The following is a 17,414-nucleotide window of genomic DNA, read 5'->3' as shown; positions in this document are numbered from 1 at the left end:
CCATGACGGTAATTGATCAGAAGATGGATAAAGCGCACTCCCCAGCGCCGTTCCGTTTCTCACGGTTTCGCGCTCTCGTCCGCTCGCGCGACGGTGCTGCGGCGATCGAATTCGCCCTGCTCGCCATTCCCTATTTCCTGGTGATTTTCGCAATCCTCGAAACTTTCGTCGCCTTTGCCGCCGAAGAACTCGTTTCCAACGGCGTCGATACGATGAGCCGCAAGATGCGAACCGGGCAGATTACCTACAATCTCGGCCGCACGACCGATATGACCCAGGCGCAGTTCCGCCAGGCTTTCTGCAATGAGATCTCGATCCTGATCCGCTGCTCGGCGAGCGAAGTCGCCACGCCGAGCAAGCTCTACGTGGATGTACAGACGTTCAGCACCTTCTCGGCCATTCCGACGACGATTCCCAAACTTTCCACCAACAAATATGCCGACATCAACACGGCGGCCTTCAAATATACGCCGGGCGGCGCCGGCACCATCAACATGGTCCGCGCCTACTACCGCTGGGAAATCATTACGGATCTGGTCCGGCCTTATATCACGACGGTACGGCCCTCCGACGGTTCGATGCCGAATTATTATCTGATCGTCGCCACCGCGGCCTTCCAGAACGAGCAGTATCCATAATGGCGCGTCGCAACCCGTTCACCAGGCTGGTATTGACGGCGCGGCGGCTGGCTCGAGACCGCAAGGGCGCCGGAGCGATCGAATTCGCGATCCTCTTTCCCGTGCTCATCATGCTCTATATCGGCGCTTTCGAGATCACCATCGGCCTCAGCGTCAGCAAGCGGGCGACACGCGCCGCAGGCACGGTGGCCGACCTCGTCACCCAGCAGCAATCCGTTACCAAGAGCGCGCTTGCGCAGATGCCGTCTGTCGCAAACTCGATCTTCGTGCCCTACAACACGACGTCGCTCAAATTGAAGATCACCGGGATCACCGTCGACGCCGGCGCCAATGCGAAGGTGCTGTGGTCCTGGGCGCAGGACGGGACAGTGCCCTATGCCAAGAACACAGCAGTGTCCGACGTGCCGTCCGATATGAAGACGGCGAACAGCTTCCTGGTTCGCACCGAGCTCAGCATCCCCTACACGATGTTCCTGTTTGCGCCGAACTTCATGCCGGATGGCATGCGCACGATCACCATCAGCCGCAGTTATTTCTACCGCCAGCGGCAAGGCGACTCGATCCCCTGCGGCGATTGCTGACGCCTCTTTTGCCTCCTCTGGAATTTGCCAAGCCAGGCTCGGCATTATATGGCTGGGTCTCAGCCGCCTCCGACAGTCCGGAGGCCGGCGATCGGCTCTCTCGGGTGTAAAATGGCGCGTGCCTTTCTTTTCGTTCTGGATTCTTTCGGCGTCGGCGGAGCGCCGGATGCGGCGGCCTACGGCGACGAGGGCGCCGATACGCTCGGCCATATCGCCGAGTTCTGCGCGGCGGGTGCCGGAGACCGCGCCGGATTGCGCGAGGGACCGCTTTGCCTGCCCAATATGTCCGAACTCGGGCTGATGCAGATCGCCCGCTCCGCCTCCGGGCGGTTTCCGGCAGGCATGCCAATCCCGGAGAAGGTCTACGGCATTTACGGCGCAGCCAGCGAAATCTCCCGCGGCAAGGATACGCCGTCAGGCCATTGGGAAATCGCAGGAACACCCGTCAGTTTCGATTGGGGTTATTTCCCGACGGAGGGCGACGCCTTTCCGGCCGAACTCATCGAGGCGCTCTGTAATGAGACAGGCGTGCCGGGCATTCTCGGCAACTGCCATGCCTCCGGAACAGAGATCATTGCCCAGCTCGGCGAAGAGCATATCCGCACCGGCAAGCCGATCTGCTACACCTCCTCGGATTCGGTCTTCCAGGTGGCGGCGCATGAGCTGCATTTCGGCCTCGATCGCCTGCTCGCCTTCTGCGGTACAGCCCGCGGACTGCTTGATCGCTACAATATCGGCCGCGTCATCGCCCGGCCGTTCGTCGGTCATTCCAGCTCTACCTTCCAGCGCACCGGAAACCGGCGCGACTTCTCCGTGCTGCCGCCGGAGCCGACGCTGCTCGACCGGCTGATCGAACACAACAGGCATGTGCATGCTGTCGGAAAGATCGGCGACATCTTCGCGCATCAGGGCATTTCGCGGGTCATCAAGGCGACCGGCAACGAGCAACTGATGGATGCGACGCTTTCCACCATCGACGAGGCCGAGGACGGCGATCTCGTCTTCACCAATTTCGTCGATTTCGACATGATTTACGGCCATCGCCGCGACGTGCCGGGTTATGCCGCAACACTCGAAGCCTTCGATGCGCGCCTGGGCGAGGTCCATAAGAAGCTGAAGCCGGGCGATCTCGTCGTGCTCACCGCCGACCATGGCTGCGACCCGACCTGGCGCGGTACGGACCATACGCGCGAGCGCGTGCCCGTTATCGCCTACGGGCCCGGCATCCGGTCGCGCTCGATCGGCGTTCGCCGCAGCTATGCCGATATCGGCGAGAGCATCGCGCGCCATCTCGGCATTCCGGCCGGACCGCATGGGAGGAGTTTTCTGTGACATCGCCTTTGAAGAAGGTCGAGCTGCACTGCCATCTGGAGGGTGCGGCGCCTCCAGCTCTGACCGAGGCGCAGGCGCGCAAATACGGCGTCGACATCAGCGGCGAGCTTCGTGGCGGCGCCTATGTCTGGCATGATTTCGCAAGCTTCCTCGAATGTTACGACAAGGTTTCCGAGGTCTACCGGACCGAGGAGGACTATGCTCTTCTGACCGAAACCTATCTCGACGAACTCGCCGGTATCAATACGATCTATAGCGAACTCATCGTGTCGCCCGACCACGGCAAGCGCATCGGGCTCGGCGCCGATGCCTATATATCGGGTGTCTGCGAAGGCATCCGGCGCGCTCGGGAAAAGAGCGGCATCGAGGCCCGGCTGATCGTCACCGGTGAGCGGCATTTCGGCCCGGAGAGCGTTATCGGTGCCGCCGAATACGCAGCCAAGGCCGGCAATCCTTTGATAACAGGCTTCAATCTTGCCGGCGAGGAGCGGATGGGACGCGTCGCCGATTATATCAGAGCTTTCGATATCGCCCGCGATGCCGGCCTGGGGCTCACCATCCATGCCGGCGAGGTCTGCGGCGCCTTCAGCGTCGCCGACGCGCTCGATGCCGTGCGCCCCTCGCGCATCGGCCATGGCGTGCGCGCCATCGAGGATCTCGATCTGGTGAAGCGGCTTGCCGATCTCGGTACCGTGCTCGAGATCTGCCCAGGCTCCAATATCGCGCTTAAGGTCTTTCCCGATTTCGCGTCGCATCCGCTGCGCCGGCTGAAGGAAGCCGGTGTGCGGGTAACGATCAGCTCGGACGATCCGCCTTTCTTTCATACCTCGCTGGCGCGGGAGTATGAACTTGCCGCCGGGGCTTTCGGCTTCAGCGACGCCGAGATCGATGCCATGACGCGCACGGCGATCGAGGCTGCCTTCGTCGACGAAGAGACGCGCAAGGCCCTGCTCGCCCGGCTTTGAGGGCTGAATGTCAGCCTTAACAGGCTGGGGATGATCGGCGCAAATCGGCCTCCACTCTTGCAGTCGGGCCGATTTCCGTGAAAGAAACATTCGATAGAAAGAATGAAAGGCTTCCCCATGGACGGCGTTACGGTCATCGATCACCCGCTGGTGCAGCACAAACTCACCATCATGCGGCGCAAGGAGACATCGACGGGAAGTTTCCGGCGGCTGCTGCGCGAAATCTCCACCCTTCTCTGCTACGAAGTGACCCGCGATCTCGAACTGACGATGGCAACGATCGAGACGCCGCTGCAGACGATGGACTCGCCGATCCTCGAAGGCAAGAAGCTGGTCTTCGCCTCGATCCTGCGCGCCGGCAACGGGCTGCTCGAAGGCATGCTCGATCTCGTGCCGTCCGCCCGCGTCTCGCATATCGGCGTCTACCGCGACCATGAGACGCTGCAGCCGGTCGAATATTACTTCAAGGCGCCGGAGGATGTGGCCGAGCGCCTGATCATCGTCGTCGATCCGATGCTGGCAACCGGCAATTCGTCGATCGCGGCGATCGACAAGCTCAAGGAACGCGGCGCTCACAATATCCGCTTCCTCTGCCTGCTTGCCGCCCCGGAAGGCATCCGCAACTTCCGCGCCGCCCATCCCGATGTTCCAGTCTTCACCGCATCGATCGACAGTCATCTCAATGAGAAGGGCTATATCGTGCCCGGCCTCGGCGATGCCGGCGACCGCATGTACGGTACCAAATAGTTTCAGCCTTCCTTTACCAAATCGAAAGAGTTTTAAGGCCCGGATGGTTCGTTCCGGGCCTTTTTGTATCGATATTAGCGACTTATCAGGATTTGAGGCTTAGCAAGCTTGAAGCATGAGGCCCTGCATGAAGCCGGGTTTATACAGGAAGGATTTCTGTTTCATGCTCGTGCGTACCGTCATATTTGCCAGCATCGCCGCGGTGCTGGCCACACAGGCGCCCTCCTTCTTCGGAAGCACCAGCCAGCAGCCTGCCGACGCCCTCTCCGCCAATTACGTATCGCCTGAAGGCGACAAGCCCGCCGCACCCGCGCCGGTCTCCGCCAGCAATGCGATCCGCCTGCAGGCGGATGCGCAGGGCCATTATACCGGCAGCTTCAAGATCAACGGCAAGCCGGTGCAGGGCCTGATCGATACCGGCGCCACCTATGTCGCGCTCAACGAGACGCTTGCCCGCCGGCTCGGCTACACGGCCAACCAACTCGATTTCCGCTATGGCGTGAACACCGCAAACGGCCAGACGAAGGCGGCGCATGTGATGCTCGACCGGGTCGAAATCGGCGGTATCCGCGTGCGCGAGGTCGAAGCCTTCGTCCTCAAGGACGATGCGCTGACGACGACGCTGGTCGGCATGAGCTTCCTGCGGAAACTCGCCTCCTATTCCGTCGCCGACGGTTCGCTCAGCCTCAAGCAGTAGGGATCAGACAAGGCCTGTTATCACCGGCGTCTGCTCCGGTTTTTCCTCGGTGATGCGGTAATGCGCGGCAAGGGCCGCCGCCGCCTTCTCCGCCGCCGCTTCGTCGGCGGCATGGACCAGCGCGATCGGGTCGCCCGCACTGACGCGGGTGCCAAGCGGCAGGAGTTCGGAGAAGCCGACGCGGTGGTCGATCCGGTCCTTGGGATGGCGTCTTCCGCCCCCGAGATCGATGACGGTGATACCGATACCGCGGGCATCGCAGGCGGAAAGCCAGCCGGACCGGCCGGCCGGGACAGGTTTTTCCACCGGCGCCCTGGCCAGATATCTTTCGGGGTTTTCGACGAGATCGGCCGGACCGCCGAGCATGGAGACCATGCGCGCGAAGACCTCGGCCGCCCTCCCCGACGACAAGGCCCGGCGCGCCATCGCGTCAGCTTCCCCGGACGAGGCGGCAATGCCTGATTTCACCAGCATTTCGGCGGCGAAGGCAAGAACGACGGCCTGGAGCCGTGTCTCCGCCTTCCCACCCACCAGGAAATCCAGGCAATTGCGCATTTCAACCGCATTACCGGCACTATCGGCGAGCGGCTGGTTCATGTCGGTGATCAGCGCCGAGGTCTTCACACCCGCGCCATTGGCAACCTCCACCAGCGACCGCGCCAGAATCTCCGCCTGGGCGCGATCGGCCATGAAGGCGCCGTTGCCGACCTTGACATCGAGCACCAGCGTCTCAAGCCCGGCCGCCAGTTTCTTCGAGAGAATGGACGCAGTGATGAGCGGAATGGAATCGACGGTGGCGGTCACATCGCGCACGGCATAGAGCCTGCCGTCGGCAGGCGCCAATGCCCCGGTCTGGCCGATGATGGCGCATCCCGCGTCCTTCACCACCTTGTGGAACAACTCGGCATCCGGAGTGATCATATAGCCTGGAATGGATTCGAGCTTATCCAGCGTGCCGCCGGTATGACCGAGGCCGCGCCCCGATATCATCGGGACGGCGAGGCCGCAGGCGGCGGCAATCGGCGCCAGCATCAACGAAACATTGTCGCCGACGCCGCCGGTCGAATGTTTGTCGGCGATCGGGCGGTCGATATCCGCCCATTGCAGCCGATCGCCGGAATCGGCCATCGCCAGCGTCAAGGCGACGATTTCCTCGCGCGACATGCCCTTAAACCAGACGGCCATGGCGAAGGCGCCGATCTGACCTTCCGACAATTGACCGGCCGCGAGGGCTGCAATGAAGGACCGGATATCGGCGGGGTCGAGCTCGTCGCCGTCGCGTTTGCGCCGGATGATCTCCTGCGGGATCATTTCAATAGCTCGATGCCGCGGCAGGTGCAGACTGTGCTCCGCTCAGAACCGCCAGGATATCGTCGAGCAGGCCTGAGGCGCCGAAGCGGAAGGTCGACGGCATCGCCCAGTCCGGCGCCATGATGGTTTCGGCAAGGCTGAGATAAAGTGCAGCATCGGCCACCGAACCGATGCCGCCGGCCGGCTTGAAGCCGACCTTGCGGCCGCCCTCGCGAATGGCGCGGATCATGATGTCGGCGGCTTCGAGCGTCGCGTTGACGGCGACCTTGCCGGTGGAGGTCTTGATGAAATCGGCGCCGGCTTCGATGGCGAGCTCGGAGGCGCGGCGGATCAACGCCGCATCCTTCAGCTCGCCGGTTTCGATGATGACCTTCAGCAAGACGGGGCCGGTGCATTCGGTGCGCACCGCCTTGACCATATCGGTCACCGCCTTCTCGTTGCCGGCAAGCAGCTTGCGATAGGGGATGACCAGATCGATCTCGTCGGCGCCATCGGCAATCGCCTCGCGGGTTTCGGCGGCGACGTCGGCCACTTCCATCTCGCCGGAGGGGAAATTGACGACGGTGGCGATCCGCACGGCGTGGCCAGTGCCGAGGATATTGCGGGCCTGGGCGACAAAGCGCGGCCAGATGCAGATAGCGGCGCTGCTGCCATACGGCGTCTGCGCGCGGGCGCAGAGCGCGTCGATCTGTGCCTCGGTGCAATCGTCCTTGAGATTGGTCAGATCGAGAAGGGAAAGGGCGACCGCCGCCGTTTCCCGGATGGAATGGCTATTCATCTTTACTTCCTCTAGAGCATGATGCCGAAAAGTGTGAGCGGTTTTCTCATGACGTCATGCTCTCGCTATTTAATGTAGAACAGGATTCAGATTTTAGGCCGACCCGGCCTAAAATCATCCTGTTCCGGCCGCAATCATCTCTTTCAATATGGCGGCGAGACGGGCGCCGCCGAGGGGCGCCATGTCCTTGGTTTCTTCATGGCTGAGCTCATTGCCGGTCATGCCTGCCCCATAGTTGGTGATAACCGAAGCGGCGGCAACCCTGAGGCCGAGCATTCTTGCGATGATAACCTCGGGCACTGTCGACATGCCGACTGCATCGGCGCCGAGGATGCGCGCCATGCGGATTTCGGCCGGCGTTTCGAAGCTCGGGCCGGAAAACCACATATAGACGCCTTGCGCCAGCTCGATCTTGAGCTTCACCGCCGCCCTCTGCATCGCCACGGCCAGGCCGGCATCATAGGCATTGGTCATGCCGACGAAACGATGATCGCTTTCCTCACCGATCAGCGGGTTCATGCCGGAATAGTTGATGTGGTCGGTGATCTGCATCACCGAGCCCGGCGGCATGTCGTCGCGCAGCGATCCGGCCGAATTGGTCAGGATCAACGCTTCGACGCCGAGCGCCTTCAACACCTCGATCGGCAGGCGCATGGCATTGGCATCGCCCTTTTCGTAATAATGCACGCGGCCGGAGAGCATGACCACGGGCTCGCCCCCGAGACGGCCGGCGACGACTTCGCCCGCATGGCCGGAAACGGCGCTGACGGGAAAGCCAGGCAGGTCGCGATAGGGAACGCGGACGGCGTCCTCTACCTCTGCGACGAGCGAACCGAGACCGGAGCCGAGCACGATGCCGTGACGCGGCTTGATGCCACCGAGCAATGCGGCGAGCAGGCTGACCGTCGCCTTCATCCGAGTTCCGTCTCGAAGCTGAAAGGAAGAAGCTCTTCCATCGTCATGGTCTTCTGCACGCCGGCCTCATCGCAGAGATAGATCTTCGTGTCCTTGGAGGCGAATTCGGAGATCTTCTGACGGCAGCCGCCGCAGGGCGGACAGAGCGGCAGCTTCTCGGCAATGACAGCCATTTCGACGATCTTCCTGGCGCCGCCCATGATCATGGCGCCGATTGCCGTCGGCTCGGCGCACCATCCCTGCGGAAAGGAGAGGTTTTCGATGTTGGCGCCGGTATAGACCTTGCCGTCCTCGGCGCGGATCGCCGCGCCGACCGGGAATTTCGAATAAGGCGCATGGGCAAAGGCCATGGCGCCGCGGGCCGCTTCGAACAGATCGTGAGACATATCAACGCTCCTTCGTATAGGGCACGCCGCCGGCCTTCGGCGGGATCGCGACGCCGATGAAGCCGGCAAGCAGGATGCAGGTGAGGATATAGGGCAGCGCCTGGAAGACCTGAACCGGCACCTCGCCGATCAATGGCACCTGCTTGCCCTGCATGAAATTCGCCAGCGCATCGAGGAAACCGAAAAGCAGGCAGGCAAACATCACCGGCACCGGCTTCCATTTGGCGAAGACGAGGGCGGCGAGCGCGATATAACCCTTGCCGGCCGACATGTCCTTGATGAAGGCGGCCGACTGGGCGATCGCGAGATAGGTTCCGGAAAAGCCGCAGAGAATGCCGGCGCACATGACAGCGCGATAGCGCAGCCAGGCAACCGAGATGCCGGCGGTATCGACCGCGCCCGGATTTTCGCCGACGGCGCGCAGCCTGAGGCCAAAGCGGGTGCGATACAGCACCCACCAGGAGAAGGGCACGGCGAGGAAGGCGAGATAGGTGAGAATATTGTTGCCTGAAATAACGTTGGCGTAGAGCGGCCCGACGATCGGTATATCATGGAGGGCATCTGCGCCCGGCAGGATGATCGGCGCGAAGCGCGCTTCCGCAGACAACTGCGGCGTGCGCCCGCCCTGGCCGAACCAGGCCTGGCCGAGCACGATGGTGATGCCGGCGATGAAGAAGTTGATCGCCACGCCCGAGACGATCTGGTTGCCGCGATTGGTGATCGAGGCGAAGCCGTGCACCAGGCTGAGCGCCACCGAGCAGACGATGCCGGCGCCGAGCCCCAGCCAGGCCGAATCGGTGAGATAGGCAATGCAGGCGGCGGCAAAGGCGGAGCCCAGCATCTTGCCCTCGAGCCCGATATCGAAGATGCCGGCACGTTCCGAAAACAGACCGGCAAGAGCGGTGAAGATCAGCGGGATCGACAGACGGATCGTCGAGCTCAGAACGCTGATGAAGATGTCATAATAATCCATCGTCCGTTCCTCAGGCTCGCTTGAACTGTTGATAGAGGTGCACCATCGCCGGCCGGAACATATATTCCAGCGCGCCGGCGAACAGGATCACCAAGCCCTGGATGACCAGGATCATCTCACGGGTGATGTTCGGCATCTCGAAGGAGATCCAGTCGCCGCCCTGATAAAGAATGCCGAAAAGGATGGCGGAGAAGATAATACCGAGCGGATGATTGCGGCCCATCAGCGAGACGGCGATGCCGACGAAGCCGGCGCCGCCGACGAATTCGACCTGCAGACGGGCGGAAGAGCCCATGACCGGATTGAGCGCCATCATACCGGCGAGCGCACCGGAAAGCAGCATGGCGATGATGACGATGCGCGCATAGGGAATGCCGGCATAGGCGGCAGCCGTCGAGCTCACGCCCAACGTTCGCATCTCGAAGCCAAGCTTGGTGCGCCAGATGAGGATCCAGACAAACCAGGCGGCGAAAAGGGCGATGAGGAAGGAGACGTTGAAGGGTGCGGCACCCAGCTTACTGCCGAAGATGCTCATGACCCAGCCAAGCTTCGGCAATTGTCCACCCTCGAGGAAGGTGCGGGTTTCCGGCGCCATCTTGCCCGGCACGATCAGCACGTGCACCAGCAGATACACCATGAGGGCGGCAGCAATGTAGTTGAACATGATCGTCGTGATGACGATATGGCTGCCGCGCTTGGCCTGCAGAAAAGCGGGAATGAAGGCCCAGGCCGCACCAAAGATGCCGGCGCCGACGATCGCGATCGGCATCGTCACGTACCAGGGAACGTATTTGTCGAGCGCCAACGCCGCGAGCGCGCAGCCGAGGCCCCCGACATAGGCCTGGCCTTCCGAGCCGATGTTGAAGAGACCGGCATGGATGGCAACAGCCACGGAGAGACCGGTAAAGATGAAGCTCGTCGCATAATACAGGGTGAAGCCGATGCCCTCGCCGCTGCCGAGCGAACCCTCGAGCAGCAGCGACAGCGCACCGAGCGGGCTCTCGCCGATCAGCCAGACGACGAAACCGGAGATCAGGAAGGCGACGACGAGGTTCAGAAGTGGGATCAGGCCGTAATTGATCCAGTTTGGCAGCGGAACTGATGCAGTGCTCATAAAGGCCTCACGCGGCAATGCCGGCCATCATCAGGCCGAGGGTCTGTTCACCGGCATCGGGCGTCTTTTCGCCGACCACGTGGCCGGCAAACATGACAAGGATACGGTCTGAAAGGGCGCGGATTTCATCGAGTTCGACGGAGACGAGCAGGATCGCCTTGCCCGCATCGCGCATTTCGATGATCCGGCGGTGGATGAATTCGATGGCGCCGATATCGACGCCGCGCGTGGGCTGGCCGATGATCAGCATCTTCGGGTCACGTTCGATTTCGCGGGCAACGACGATCTTCTGCTGGTTGCCGCCGGAGAAATTCGCCGTCTTCAGCCGCGGGTTCGGCGGGCGGATGTCGTATTTTTCGATCTTCTCCATCGCATCCTTGCGGATCGCTTCGAGATCGAGCAGCGGGCCGCGGCTGTAGCCCGGGCGCCTGTGATAGCCGAGGACGGAATTTTCATATTCCTCGAATTTCAGCACCAGGCCCATGTGATGGCGGTCCTCGGGAATATGAGCGAGACCGAGTTCGCGCAGCCGGGCGGGATCGGCCTTGTCGATCGTCTGTCCGTCGAGAAGGATTTCGCCGGAGACAGGCTTGCGGATGCCGGCAATCGCTTCGAGCAACTCGGACTGGCCGTTGCCGGCGACACCGGCGATGCCGACGATCTCGCCGGCACGCACCTCGAAGGAGACGTTGTCGACCATGGTGACGCCGCGATTGTCCTTGACCGTGAGATTGCGCACCGTGAGCACGGCGGCGCCCGGATTGGCTTCACCCTTCTGCACGCGCAGCAGCACGCGGCGGCCGACCATCAGTTCGGCAAGCTCCTCCACCGTCGTTTCCGCCGTCTTGCGGGTCGCGACCATCTCGCCGCGGCGCATGACCGAGACCGTATCGGTGATCGCCATGATCTCGCGCAGCTTGTGGGTGATGAGGATGATCGTCTTGCCCTGGTCGCGCAGCACCTTGAGGATGCGGAAGAGGTGATCGGCTTCAGCCGGCGTCAACACGCCTGTGGGCTCGTCGAGGATCAGGATCTCGGCGCCGCGATACATGGCTTTGAGGATTTCGACGCGCTGCTGCAGGCCGACCGGCAGCTCTTCGATCAGCGCGTCCGGATCGACTTCGAGACCGTATTCCGTTTCCAGCCGCTTGAGCTCGGCGCGGGCCGATGCGACGCCTCTCGCCAGCAGCGAGCCGCCTTCGGCGCCGAGCATGACGTTCTCGAGCACTGTGAAATTGTCGACCAGCATGAAATGCTGGTGCACCATGCCGATACCGGCGGCGATTGCCGCCTGGCTGTCGCGGATGGTGACGGGACTGCCGTTGACGCGGATCTCGCCGCTGTCGGCGTGGTAGAAACCATAGATGATCGACATCAGCGTCGATTTGCCGGCGCCGTTTTCACCGATGATGCCGTGGATCGTCCCCTTGGCAACGGTGAGGTTGATGTCCTTGTTGGCGTGGACGGCACCGAATTTCTTGTCGATGCCGACAAGCTCGATAGCGGGCTTATCTGTCACTGCAGGCTCCAAATAAGAAAAGGGCGTATGGCGAAAATCCCCTCCGCCATACGCCCGATCTCAATCGTCGATTACATCAGGGCGCGGATCACTTCGGGCAAGCGTTGTCCGAGGTATAGTCGTGAACCTTGATGGTCCCCGCGATGATATCGGCCTTGGCCTTGTCGACGGCCGCCTGCATTTCCGGCGTGATCAGCGACTTGTTGTTGTCGTCGATCGCGGCGCCGACACCATCTTCCTTGACGCCGAGCGCCTGGACGCCACCGGTGAACTTGTCGTTCTTGGTGTCGGTATAGGCATTGTAGACGGCGAGGTCGACGCGCTTGACCATCGAGGTCAGGACCGAGCCCGGATGCAGATGGTTCTGGTTGGAGTCGACGCCGATCGACAGCTTCTTGTTGTCGGCGGCGGTCTGCAGAACGCCGAGGCCGGTGGCGCCGGCTGCCGCGTAAATAACGTCGGCGCCCTGGTCGATCTGGTTCTTGGTGAGCTCGCCGCCGCGAACCGGGTCATTCCAGGCTGCACCGGTGGTGCCGGTCATGTTCTGGAAAACTTCGACATTGGCCTTGGCAGCGCGCGCACCCTGCTCGTAACCGCATTCGAACTTGCGGATCAGCGGAATGTCCATGCCGCCGACGAAGCCGACCTTGCCGGTCTTCGATGCCATGCCGGCGAGAATGCCGACGAGATAGGAGCCTTCTTCTTCCTTGTAGACGACCGAGCGGACGTTCGGCTTGTCGACGACGGAGTCGACGATGATGAACTTGGTATCCGGGAATTCAGCAGCGACCTTCTCGATCGCCGAAGTCCAGGCGAAGGAAACGGCAACCACCGGATTGAAACCGCGGCTTGCGAAGTTGCGGATGGCCTGTTCGCCCTGGGTGTCGCCTGTTGGTTCGAAGTCGCGATAGGCGATGCCGGTCTCGGCCTTGAATTTCTCGGCGCCGTTATAGGCCGCTTCGTTGAAAGACTTATCGAACTTCCCGCCGGTGCCGTAAACCAGCGCCGGCTTGACATCGGCGGCAAGCGCCGTCGTCGACATGGCAGCCACGGCAAGGAGAGTGAGAAGGGATTTTTTCATTGTGCAGCCCTGTTGTTGCTATTCGTTGGGGTCCTCCCGCAAGCCCTTTTCGGACATGTCTGCGGAACCACCGACCTCCCCCCGGAGGCCTGGCTGCGCGCATCCTTGCATGGCTCACGGAAAAATTCACCAGAAATTTTTCAGGCGGTAAAGATTTGCAGCGATTGCTGAAAATCCATTCCCCGGGGCTGATTTTTAGACATTTCCGCCGCCTGAATGCAAAATTTCCCGCCAATCCGACAGCCATCTCAGGGTCATGGAAAGATCGGCGGCCGATCGAACCATGGCGGCAAAACCGGCTTGACTATGCCGTGAAACGACCGGCCACCGGCGGCTTCTTGTAGCCGATCATCCAGAGAAGCAGCGCGATCACCAGGAAGACAGCAAAGGCAGGCTGGAGCATCAGCCACTGGAAGATGAAGGTGTAGAAGCGCGGGTGGATATAATAGGAAAGTAAGGATTGCAGCGACGTCAGGGTTGTCGGGCTGACATCCTGCCAGGCATCGGAAATCGGCGTCATCACGACGGCGGACGCCGCAACCGACTGGATCGAATCGATGGTCCCGGCAATAACGGCCGCCGCAAGCGCGACAAGGCTGGCCAGACGCAACAGGAAACGCATCAATTCCTCCGACGCTTCGATATGCCGGACAATTCCGGCGAACCCGCGCCATTCTCCACCTTGAGAATTACATAGTCGCCGATGAGATGAAGCACAATGGACGGGCGGAGGCGAGTTTTATCTGAAGAAGTCAAAAAACTGTTAGATTTCGGTTGATCGACAAAAATTCATCGGTATATATCGCGCCGTTCCGACGATTTGCTCCTATCCAGGCGCGAACGCCCAAGAAGGACAGGTGGCCGAGTGGTTTAAGGCGCACGCCTGGAACGCGTGTGTACGTGAAAGCGTACCGTGGGTTCGAATCCCACCCTGTCCGCCATGATGCATTCCCGCATCCTATGTCTCCCACTATCTGACGTCGTTTGGCAAAGACCAGTTCGCATCGAAATGGGATGGGCAATTTCAGCATCCAGGCGGTCGTCTCCGACGTGTGCATTCATGCCGTCTCATGCCGGGAACGAAGCGGCACTGCGGTTATCCTTGCTTGTCCGGCGTTTTGCCGTACAATTAGATAAGGAGAAGAAATTATGCCGCAGCAAACCGCCCGCACGACCCGATTGGAAGCTCGCATCAGTCCTGAAGCGTTGGCAATCGTCAAGCGCGCCGCCGAGATGGAGGGCCGCAGCCTCAGCGACTTCGTCGTCTCAGCGGCACAGGATGCGGCGCGGCGAACGATCGAGGAAAACCAGCTTATCCGTCTTTCGATCGAGGATCAGATGCGTTTTGTCGATATGCTGCTCGACCCGCCGGAGCCGACGGATGCCCTCAAACGCGCCAGGACGGCCCATGACGCCTTGATCTTGAAGGCACGGTGACGGTGCAATTTACAATCGAAGCCCTGAACTCCGGCCATGACCGCAAGAATTTCGCCTGCGGTATTTTCGTGCTGGACCGATATTTAAAGGAACAGGCAGGGCAAGATATCAAACGCCGCGCGGCGCTTTGTTACGTCGCCTGTCCGGAAAGTTCCACCCGTATCGCCGGGTATTATACGCTTTCTGCCGGTGACGTGGCGTTGAAAGATATTCCAGACGACAAGGCCCGCCGCCTTCCGCCTTATCCGGTCATTCCCGTTGCACGTGTCAGACGGCTGGCGATCGACAGGGACTTTCAAGGCCAACGGCTCGGTGCAGCCCTGATATGGGACGCTGCCAGCCGTGCTCTGCGTTCGGAACTGGGTGTTTTTGCCTTGGCCGTTGATGCGAAAGACGAGCAAGTCGCCGCATTCTACCGCCATTTCGGATTCATCGCTTTCGAAGCCAAACCGTTGCAGCTTTTCCTCCCGCTGGCGACGGTGGCGAAATCGCTCTGACATTCATGTCAGACTGATAGGTGTACGGCGTTAGTCGCCGTTACATTGACGGGACGAAGCTTCCGCAGGCCCTGATGGTGCAGTTCTCGCAAGCATCCTCTCGGCGTCGAAAGATTCCAGAATTTTTACCAAGCTGCTTCACCGCGTCTTTGCACGTTTGAGTTTATCCTCCGCCAAACTTAAAAACGGAGATTAAACAGGTGGAAGAACTTTCGGTGAAGTCGAAGATCATCAAATCCGTCTATTTCAGCCAGGACGATGGACGGCTCAGGATTTGTTTCAAGAATGGCGAGGAGCGCCTGTTCGACGGTGTTCCCTCCTCGGAAGCCCATGCGATGACAGTGGCGGCGTCCCCCGGCCACTATTACCTCGACCGGATCAGAACCCGGTTTCGCAGACTGGCGGCCTGAGCGGCCGAAGGACGCCGCCCCTGGGCAGGACTGCGCGGAATCGGAACAGGTCCGGTGGATATTAACCGGTGGTTAGCCATCGATAAGATCTTGGTTGGATCGCAACGGCCGGAACGCGGCAACGTGTCGGTGCTGCCGGCCTGTTCAAGGTCGGCCAGCCCGGGAGGCTTGGCGGCGGACCCCAGCCAGGAAGCCGAGCCTCCCCGTCACAAGACGTTTGTGGCGCATGATGCATCGCCTGAGCGGTTCACCAGCGCCATGATGCTTCTTGTTTGGTATTGGCCGGTTCCGGTCCCGGTCACCCCTGAATTAGCGCAATGGTGCTAATCCTGTGAAAAACCCGAATTATCGAATCCGGACTCGACAATGCTTTATTAGCATGGTTGCATAAATCCTATCGGATAGGACCCGGGGGGTGATGATGTTCGAGAATCTGCTGGAGATGCAGGAGCGTGGTGTACGGGACCGTGCGCGCGGCCGCAGCCTGGACGACAATCCGATGTCGAAACCCGATATCCTGCCGATCACCGATTTCCAGGAATGGTACTCGATGTTCGACGCCTGGCGGTTCGGCTGGTCGATCGAGGATGCGATGGCGGGCCATGGCGATGCGCCACGGAATGGCGGCACCTTGTCGCGGAGTTACACCAGAACGGTCTGATCGATCCTGTCTTCGGCACCGAAGAATTTCAGGTAGCGTTCGACCTCCGCCGGTTCGCCGGTCGCCTTCTGGGGATTGTCGGAGAGTTTTACCGCCGGACGACCGTTGGCGTCGCTGACCTTGCAGACGATCGAGATCGGGTTGAGGCCGGAGATTTCGGTTGGCGCGCAACCGGAAAAATCGTTGGTCAGATTGGTGCCCCAGCCGAAGCTCATGCGCACGCGGCCTTCGAAATGCCGGTAGGTATCGATGATGGCGTCGACATCGAGACCGTCGGAGAAGATCAAGAGTTTCTGGCGCGGGTCGCGGCCCATCTTCTTCCACCAGTCGATGATCTTTTCGCCACCTTCGATCGGCGGCGCGCTGTCCGGGCGGAAGCCTGTCCAGTCGGCCACCCATTCCGGCGCGTCGCGCAGGAAGGCCGCGGTGCCGAAGGCATCCGGCAGGACGATCAGAAGATTGCCGCCATAAAGCTTGTTCCAGTCGCGCAGGATCTTGTAGGGCGCATTGCGCAGCTGCTCGTCGGTTTGCGCCAGGGCGGCAGCCACCATCGGCAGTTCGTGAGCATTGGTGCCGACGGCCTCGAGATCGGAATCCATCGCCAGCAAGACGTTGCTGGTGCCGGTAAAGGCCGGGCCGATGCCTTCCTTCAGCGCCTCGACGCACCAGCGCTGCCAAAGGAAGCTGTGACGGCGGCGGGTGCCGAAATCCGAGATGCGCAGGCCGGGCAACTCCTTCAGCCGTTCGACTTTCGCCCACATCTTCGCCTTGGCGCGGGCATAGAGCACGTCGAGGGTGAAGGGACCGAGCGCCTTCATCGCCGAGCGCGACCGCAGCTCGTTGACGATGGCAAGCGCTGGAATCTCCCACATGGTGGTTTCCTTCCAGGACCCATGGAAATCCAGGACATATTGCCCGTCTTTCTTCGACAGCTCGTATTCGGGGAGCTGGAAGTTGGAAAGCCAGGCGAGGAATTCCGGTTCGAAGATCTGGGCACGGCCGTAGAAGCTATTACCCGCCAGCCAGATCATCTCCTTCTTGGAGAGTTTCAGCGTGCGGGCATGGTCGAGCTGTTCGCGCAATTCGCCTTCGTCGATCTCATCGGCTAGGCGCACGCGCTTGGTGCGGTTGATGAGCGTAAAGGACGCGTTCACGTCGGGGTAGAGCTTCCAGATCATCTGCAGCATCAGCAGCTTGTAGAAGTCGGTATCGATCAGGCTGCGGACGATCGGATCGAGCTTCCAAGCGTGATTGTAGACGCGTCTTGCGATATCGGTCCTGGCCATGAAATTCCTGCCCCTGTCCACTCCGGTCAGGTGCTGCCAAGTTCCCGAGTGCTGCCAAGTGCGGGGTTGGCGCACGAAACCGGCTC

20 protein-coding genes and 1 tRNA gene are annotated in these 17,414 nt (G+C 61.1%); 11 read left to right on the top strand and 10 right to left on the bottom strand.

The window, feature by feature from the left end:
* The first annotated feature begins 2 nt into the window (after window positions 1–2).
* The 6 genes from RHEC894_RS01150 to RHEC894_RS01125 all read left to right on the top strand — a co-directional run bounded on the left by RHEC894_RS01150 (window position 3) and on the right by RHEC894_RS01125 (window position 4,960).
* Window positions 3–638 (top strand): TadE/TadG family type IV pilus assembly protein, encoded by a 636-nt coding sequence (locus tag RHEC894_RS01150; RefSeq protein ID WP_085735633.1) that lies wholly within the window; start codon window positions 3–5, stop codon window positions 636–638.
* Window positions 638–1,219: a TadE/TadG family type IV pilus assembly protein gene (locus RHEC894_RS01145; protein WP_085735631.1), complete on the top strand. Its 582-nt coding sequence runs from the start codon at window positions 638–640 to the stop codon at window positions 1,217–1,219. Before RHEC894_RS01150 ends, RHEC894_RS01145 begins: the two co-directional genes overlap by 1 nt.
* A 111-nt stretch (window positions 1,220–1,330) precedes the next feature.
* Window positions 1,331–2,551: a phosphopentomutase gene (locus RHEC894_RS01140; protein ID WP_085735630.1), complete on the top strand. Its 1,221-nt coding sequence runs from the start codon at window positions 1,331–1,333 to the stop codon at window positions 2,549–2,551.
* Window positions 2,548–3,516 carry an adenosine deaminase gene (locus RHEC894_RS01135; protein WP_010069493.1) on the top strand — a complete coding sequence of 323 codons (969 nt, stop codon included), beginning with the start codon at window positions 2,548–2,550 and terminating at the stop codon, window positions 3,514–3,516. Before RHEC894_RS01140 ends, RHEC894_RS01135 begins: the two co-directional genes overlap by 4 nt.
* Window positions 3,517–3,633: 117 nt before the next feature.
* Window positions 3,634–4,263, top strand: a complete 630-nt coding sequence (upp, locus tag RHEC894_RS01130; RefSeq protein WP_010069494.1) for a uracil phosphoribosyltransferase — start codon at window positions 3,634–3,636, stop codon at window positions 4,261–4,263.
* A 127-nt stretch (window positions 4,264–4,390) separates the two neighbouring features.
* On the top strand, window positions 4,391–4,960 hold the full coding sequence (locus RHEC894_RS01125) for a TIGR02281 family clan AA aspartic protease (RefSeq protein ID WP_085735628.1): 570 nt from the start codon (window positions 4,391–4,393) through the stop codon (window positions 4,958–4,960).
* A gap of 3 nt (window positions 4,961–4,963) precedes the next feature.
* On the opposite strand, the gene deoA is transcribed toward RHEC894_RS01125, so the two are convergent.
* From deoA to RHEC894_RS01080, 9 genes are all read right to left on the bottom strand, one after another.
* Window positions 4,964–6,271 (bottom strand): thymidine phosphorylase, encoded by a 1,308-nt coding sequence (gene deoA, locus RHEC894_RS01120; protein ID WP_085735626.1) that lies wholly within the window; start codon window positions 6,269–6,271, stop codon window positions 4,964–4,966.
* Between the two features lies 1 nt (window position 6,272).
* The gene (gene deoC, locus RHEC894_RS01115; protein WP_085735624.1) at window positions 6,273–7,049 is read right to left on the bottom strand and encodes a deoxyribose-phosphate aldolase; all 777 of its coding nucleotides are present in this window, start codon (window positions 7,047–7,049) and stop codon (window positions 6,273–6,275) included.
* Between the two features lie 114 nt (window positions 7,050–7,163).
* The gene (locus tag RHEC894_RS01110) at window positions 7,164–7,964 is read right to left on the bottom strand and encodes a purine-nucleoside phosphorylase (RefSeq protein ID WP_010066416.1); all 801 of its coding nucleotides are present in this window, start codon (window positions 7,962–7,964) and stop codon (window positions 7,164–7,166) included.
* On the bottom strand, window positions 7,961–8,350 hold the full coding sequence (locus RHEC894_RS01105; protein ID WP_010066417.1) for a cytidine deaminase: 390 nt from the start codon (window positions 8,348–8,350) through the stop codon (window positions 7,961–7,963). Before RHEC894_RS01105 ends, RHEC894_RS01110 begins: the two co-directional genes overlap by 4 nt.
* Window position 8,351: 1 nt before the next feature.
* On the bottom strand, window positions 8,352–9,323 hold the full coding sequence (locus tag RHEC894_RS01100) for an ABC transporter permease (RefSeq protein ID WP_085735622.1): 972 nt from the start codon (window positions 9,321–9,323) through the stop codon (window positions 8,352–8,354).
* A 10-nt stretch (window positions 9,324–9,333) separates the two neighbouring features.
* Complete coding sequence (locus tag RHEC894_RS01095; RefSeq protein ID WP_085735620.1) at window positions 9,334–10,437, bottom strand: ABC transporter permease; 1,104 nt, start codon at window positions 10,435–10,437, stop codon at window positions 9,334–9,336.
* A gap of 7 nt (window positions 10,438–10,444) precedes the next feature.
* On the bottom strand, window positions 10,445–11,956 hold the full coding sequence (locus RHEC894_RS01090; protein WP_085735618.1) for an ABC transporter ATP-binding protein: 1,512 nt from the start codon (window positions 11,954–11,956) through the stop codon (window positions 10,445–10,447).
* A gap of 88 nt (window positions 11,957–12,044) precedes the next feature.
* Window positions 12,045–13,037, bottom strand: a complete 993-nt coding sequence (locus tag RHEC894_RS01085) for a BMP family ABC transporter substrate-binding protein (RefSeq protein WP_010069109.1) — start codon at window positions 13,035–13,037, stop codon at window positions 12,045–12,047.
* Between the two features lie 304 nt (window positions 13,038–13,341).
* Window positions 13,342–13,659, bottom strand: coding sequence for a hypothetical protein (locus tag RHEC894_RS01080; RefSeq protein WP_010069110.1), 318 nt, complete (start codon window positions 13,657–13,659; stop codon window positions 13,342–13,344).
* Between the two features lie 229 nt (window positions 13,660–13,888).
* On the opposite strand from RHEC894_RS01080, the gene RHEC894_RS01075 reads away from it, so the two are divergent.
* The 5 genes from RHEC894_RS01075 (at window position 13,889) to RHEC894_RS01055 (ending at window position 16,042) form a co-directional block, all read left to right on the top strand.
* Window positions 13,889–13,978, top strand: a tRNA-Ser gene (locus RHEC894_RS01075).
* A gap of 208 nt (window positions 13,979–14,186) precedes the next feature.
* Window positions 14,187–14,474, top strand: a complete 288-nt coding sequence (locus RHEC894_RS01070; protein ID WP_085735617.1) for a DUF1778 domain-containing protein — start codon at window positions 14,187–14,189, stop codon at window positions 14,472–14,474.
* Window positions 14,471–14,971, top strand: coding sequence for a GNAT family N-acetyltransferase (locus tag RHEC894_RS01065; RefSeq protein WP_010068463.1), 501 nt, complete (start codon window positions 14,471–14,473; stop codon window positions 14,969–14,971). The genes RHEC894_RS01070 and RHEC894_RS01065 overlap by 4 nt, the downstream gene beginning before the upstream one ends.
* A gap of 200 nt (window positions 14,972–15,171) precedes the next feature.
* A complete protein-coding gene (locus RHEC894_RS01060; RefSeq protein ID WP_010068462.1) occupies window positions 15,172–15,381 on the top strand; it encodes a KTSC domain-containing protein in 210 nt (69 codons plus the stop codon).
* Window positions 15,382–15,802: 421 nt separating this feature from the next.
* The gene (locus RHEC894_RS01055) at window positions 15,803–16,042 is read left to right on the top strand and encodes a CrpP-related protein (protein ID WP_085738807.1); all 240 of its coding nucleotides are present in this window, start codon (window positions 15,803–15,805) and stop codon (window positions 16,040–16,042) included.
* Here the strand turns inward: RHEC894_RS01055 and pncB are convergent.
* A complete protein-coding gene (pncB, locus tag RHEC894_RS01050; RefSeq protein ID WP_085735615.1) occupies window positions 16,024–17,328 on the bottom strand; it encodes a nicotinate phosphoribosyltransferase in 1,305 nt (434 codons plus the stop codon). The two genes, RHEC894_RS01055 and pncB, sit on opposite strands and share 19 nt — an antisense overlap.
* Between the last annotated feature and the right edge of the window lie 86 nt (window positions 17,329–17,414).

Origin of the sequence: Rhizobium sp. CIAT894, from assembly GCF_000172795.2 — a bacterium.
Lineage (GTDB): Bacteria > Pseudomonadota > Alphaproteobacteria > Rhizobiales > Rhizobiaceae > Rhizobium.
This window is presented reverse-complemented; position numbering and strand designations above follow the sequence as displayed.

Excerpts from the sequence above, each read along its gene's own strand:
- RHEC894_RS01070 (WP_085735617.1), top strand. The coding sequence starts at position 14,187 with ATGCCGCAGCAAACCGCCCGCACGACCCGATTGGAAGCTCGCATCAGT.
- deoC (WP_085735624.1), bottom strand. The coding sequence starts at position 7,049 with ATGAATAGCCATTCCATCCGGGAAACGGCGGCGGTCGCCCTTTCCCTT.
- RHEC894_RS01055 (WP_085738807.1), top strand. The coding sequence starts at position 15,803 with ATGTTCGAGAATCTGCTGGAGATGCAGGAGCGTGGTGTACGGGACCGT.
- upp (WP_010069494.1), top strand. The coding sequence starts at position 3,634 with ATGGACGGCGTTACGGTCATCGATCACCCGCTGGTGCAGCACAAACTC.
- RHEC894_RS01125 (WP_085735628.1), top strand. The coding sequence starts at position 4,391 with ATGAAGCCGGGTTTATACAGGAAGGATTTCTGTTTCATGCTCGTGCGT.
- RHEC894_RS01085 (WP_010069109.1), bottom strand. The coding sequence starts at position 13,037 with ATGAAAAAATCCCTTCTCACTCTCCTTGCCGTGGCTGCCATGTCGACG.
- deoA (WP_085735626.1), bottom strand. The coding sequence starts at position 6,271 with ATGATCCCGCAGGAGATCATCCGGCGCAAACGCGACGGCGACGAGCTC.
- RHEC894_RS01145 (WP_085735631.1), top strand. The coding sequence starts at position 638 with ATGGCGCGTCGCAACCCGTTCACCAGGCTGGTATTGACGGCGCGGCGG.
- RHEC894_RS01150 (WP_085735633.1), top strand. The coding sequence starts at position 3 with ATGACGGTAATTGATCAGAAGATGGATAAAGCGCACTCCCCAGCGCCG.
- RHEC894_RS01105 (WP_010066417.1), bottom strand. The coding sequence starts at position 8,350 with ATGTCTCACGATCTGTTCGAAGCGGCCCGCGGCGCCATGGCCTTTGCC.
- RHEC894_RS01080 (WP_010069110.1), bottom strand. The coding sequence starts at position 13,659 with ATGCGTTTCCTGTTGCGTCTGGCCAGCCTTGTCGCGCTTGCGGCGGCC.
- pncB (WP_085735615.1), bottom strand. The coding sequence starts at position 17,328 with ATGGCCAGGACCGATATCGCAAGACGCGTCTACAATCACGCTTGGAAG.
- RHEC894_RS01095 (WP_085735620.1), bottom strand. The coding sequence starts at position 10,437 with ATGAGCACTGCATCAGTTCCGCTGCCAAACTGGATCAATTACGGCCTG.
- RHEC894_RS01100 (WP_085735622.1), bottom strand. The coding sequence starts at position 9,323 with ATGGATTATTATGACATCTTCATCAGCGTTCTGAGCTCGACGATCCGT.
- RHEC894_RS01110 (WP_010066416.1), bottom strand. The coding sequence starts at position 7,964 with ATGAAGGCGACGGTCAGCCTGCTCGCCGCATTGCTCGGTGGCATCAAG.
- RHEC894_RS01140 (WP_085735630.1), top strand. The coding sequence starts at position 1,331 with ATGGCGCGTGCCTTTCTTTTCGTTCTGGATTCTTTCGGCGTCGGCGGA.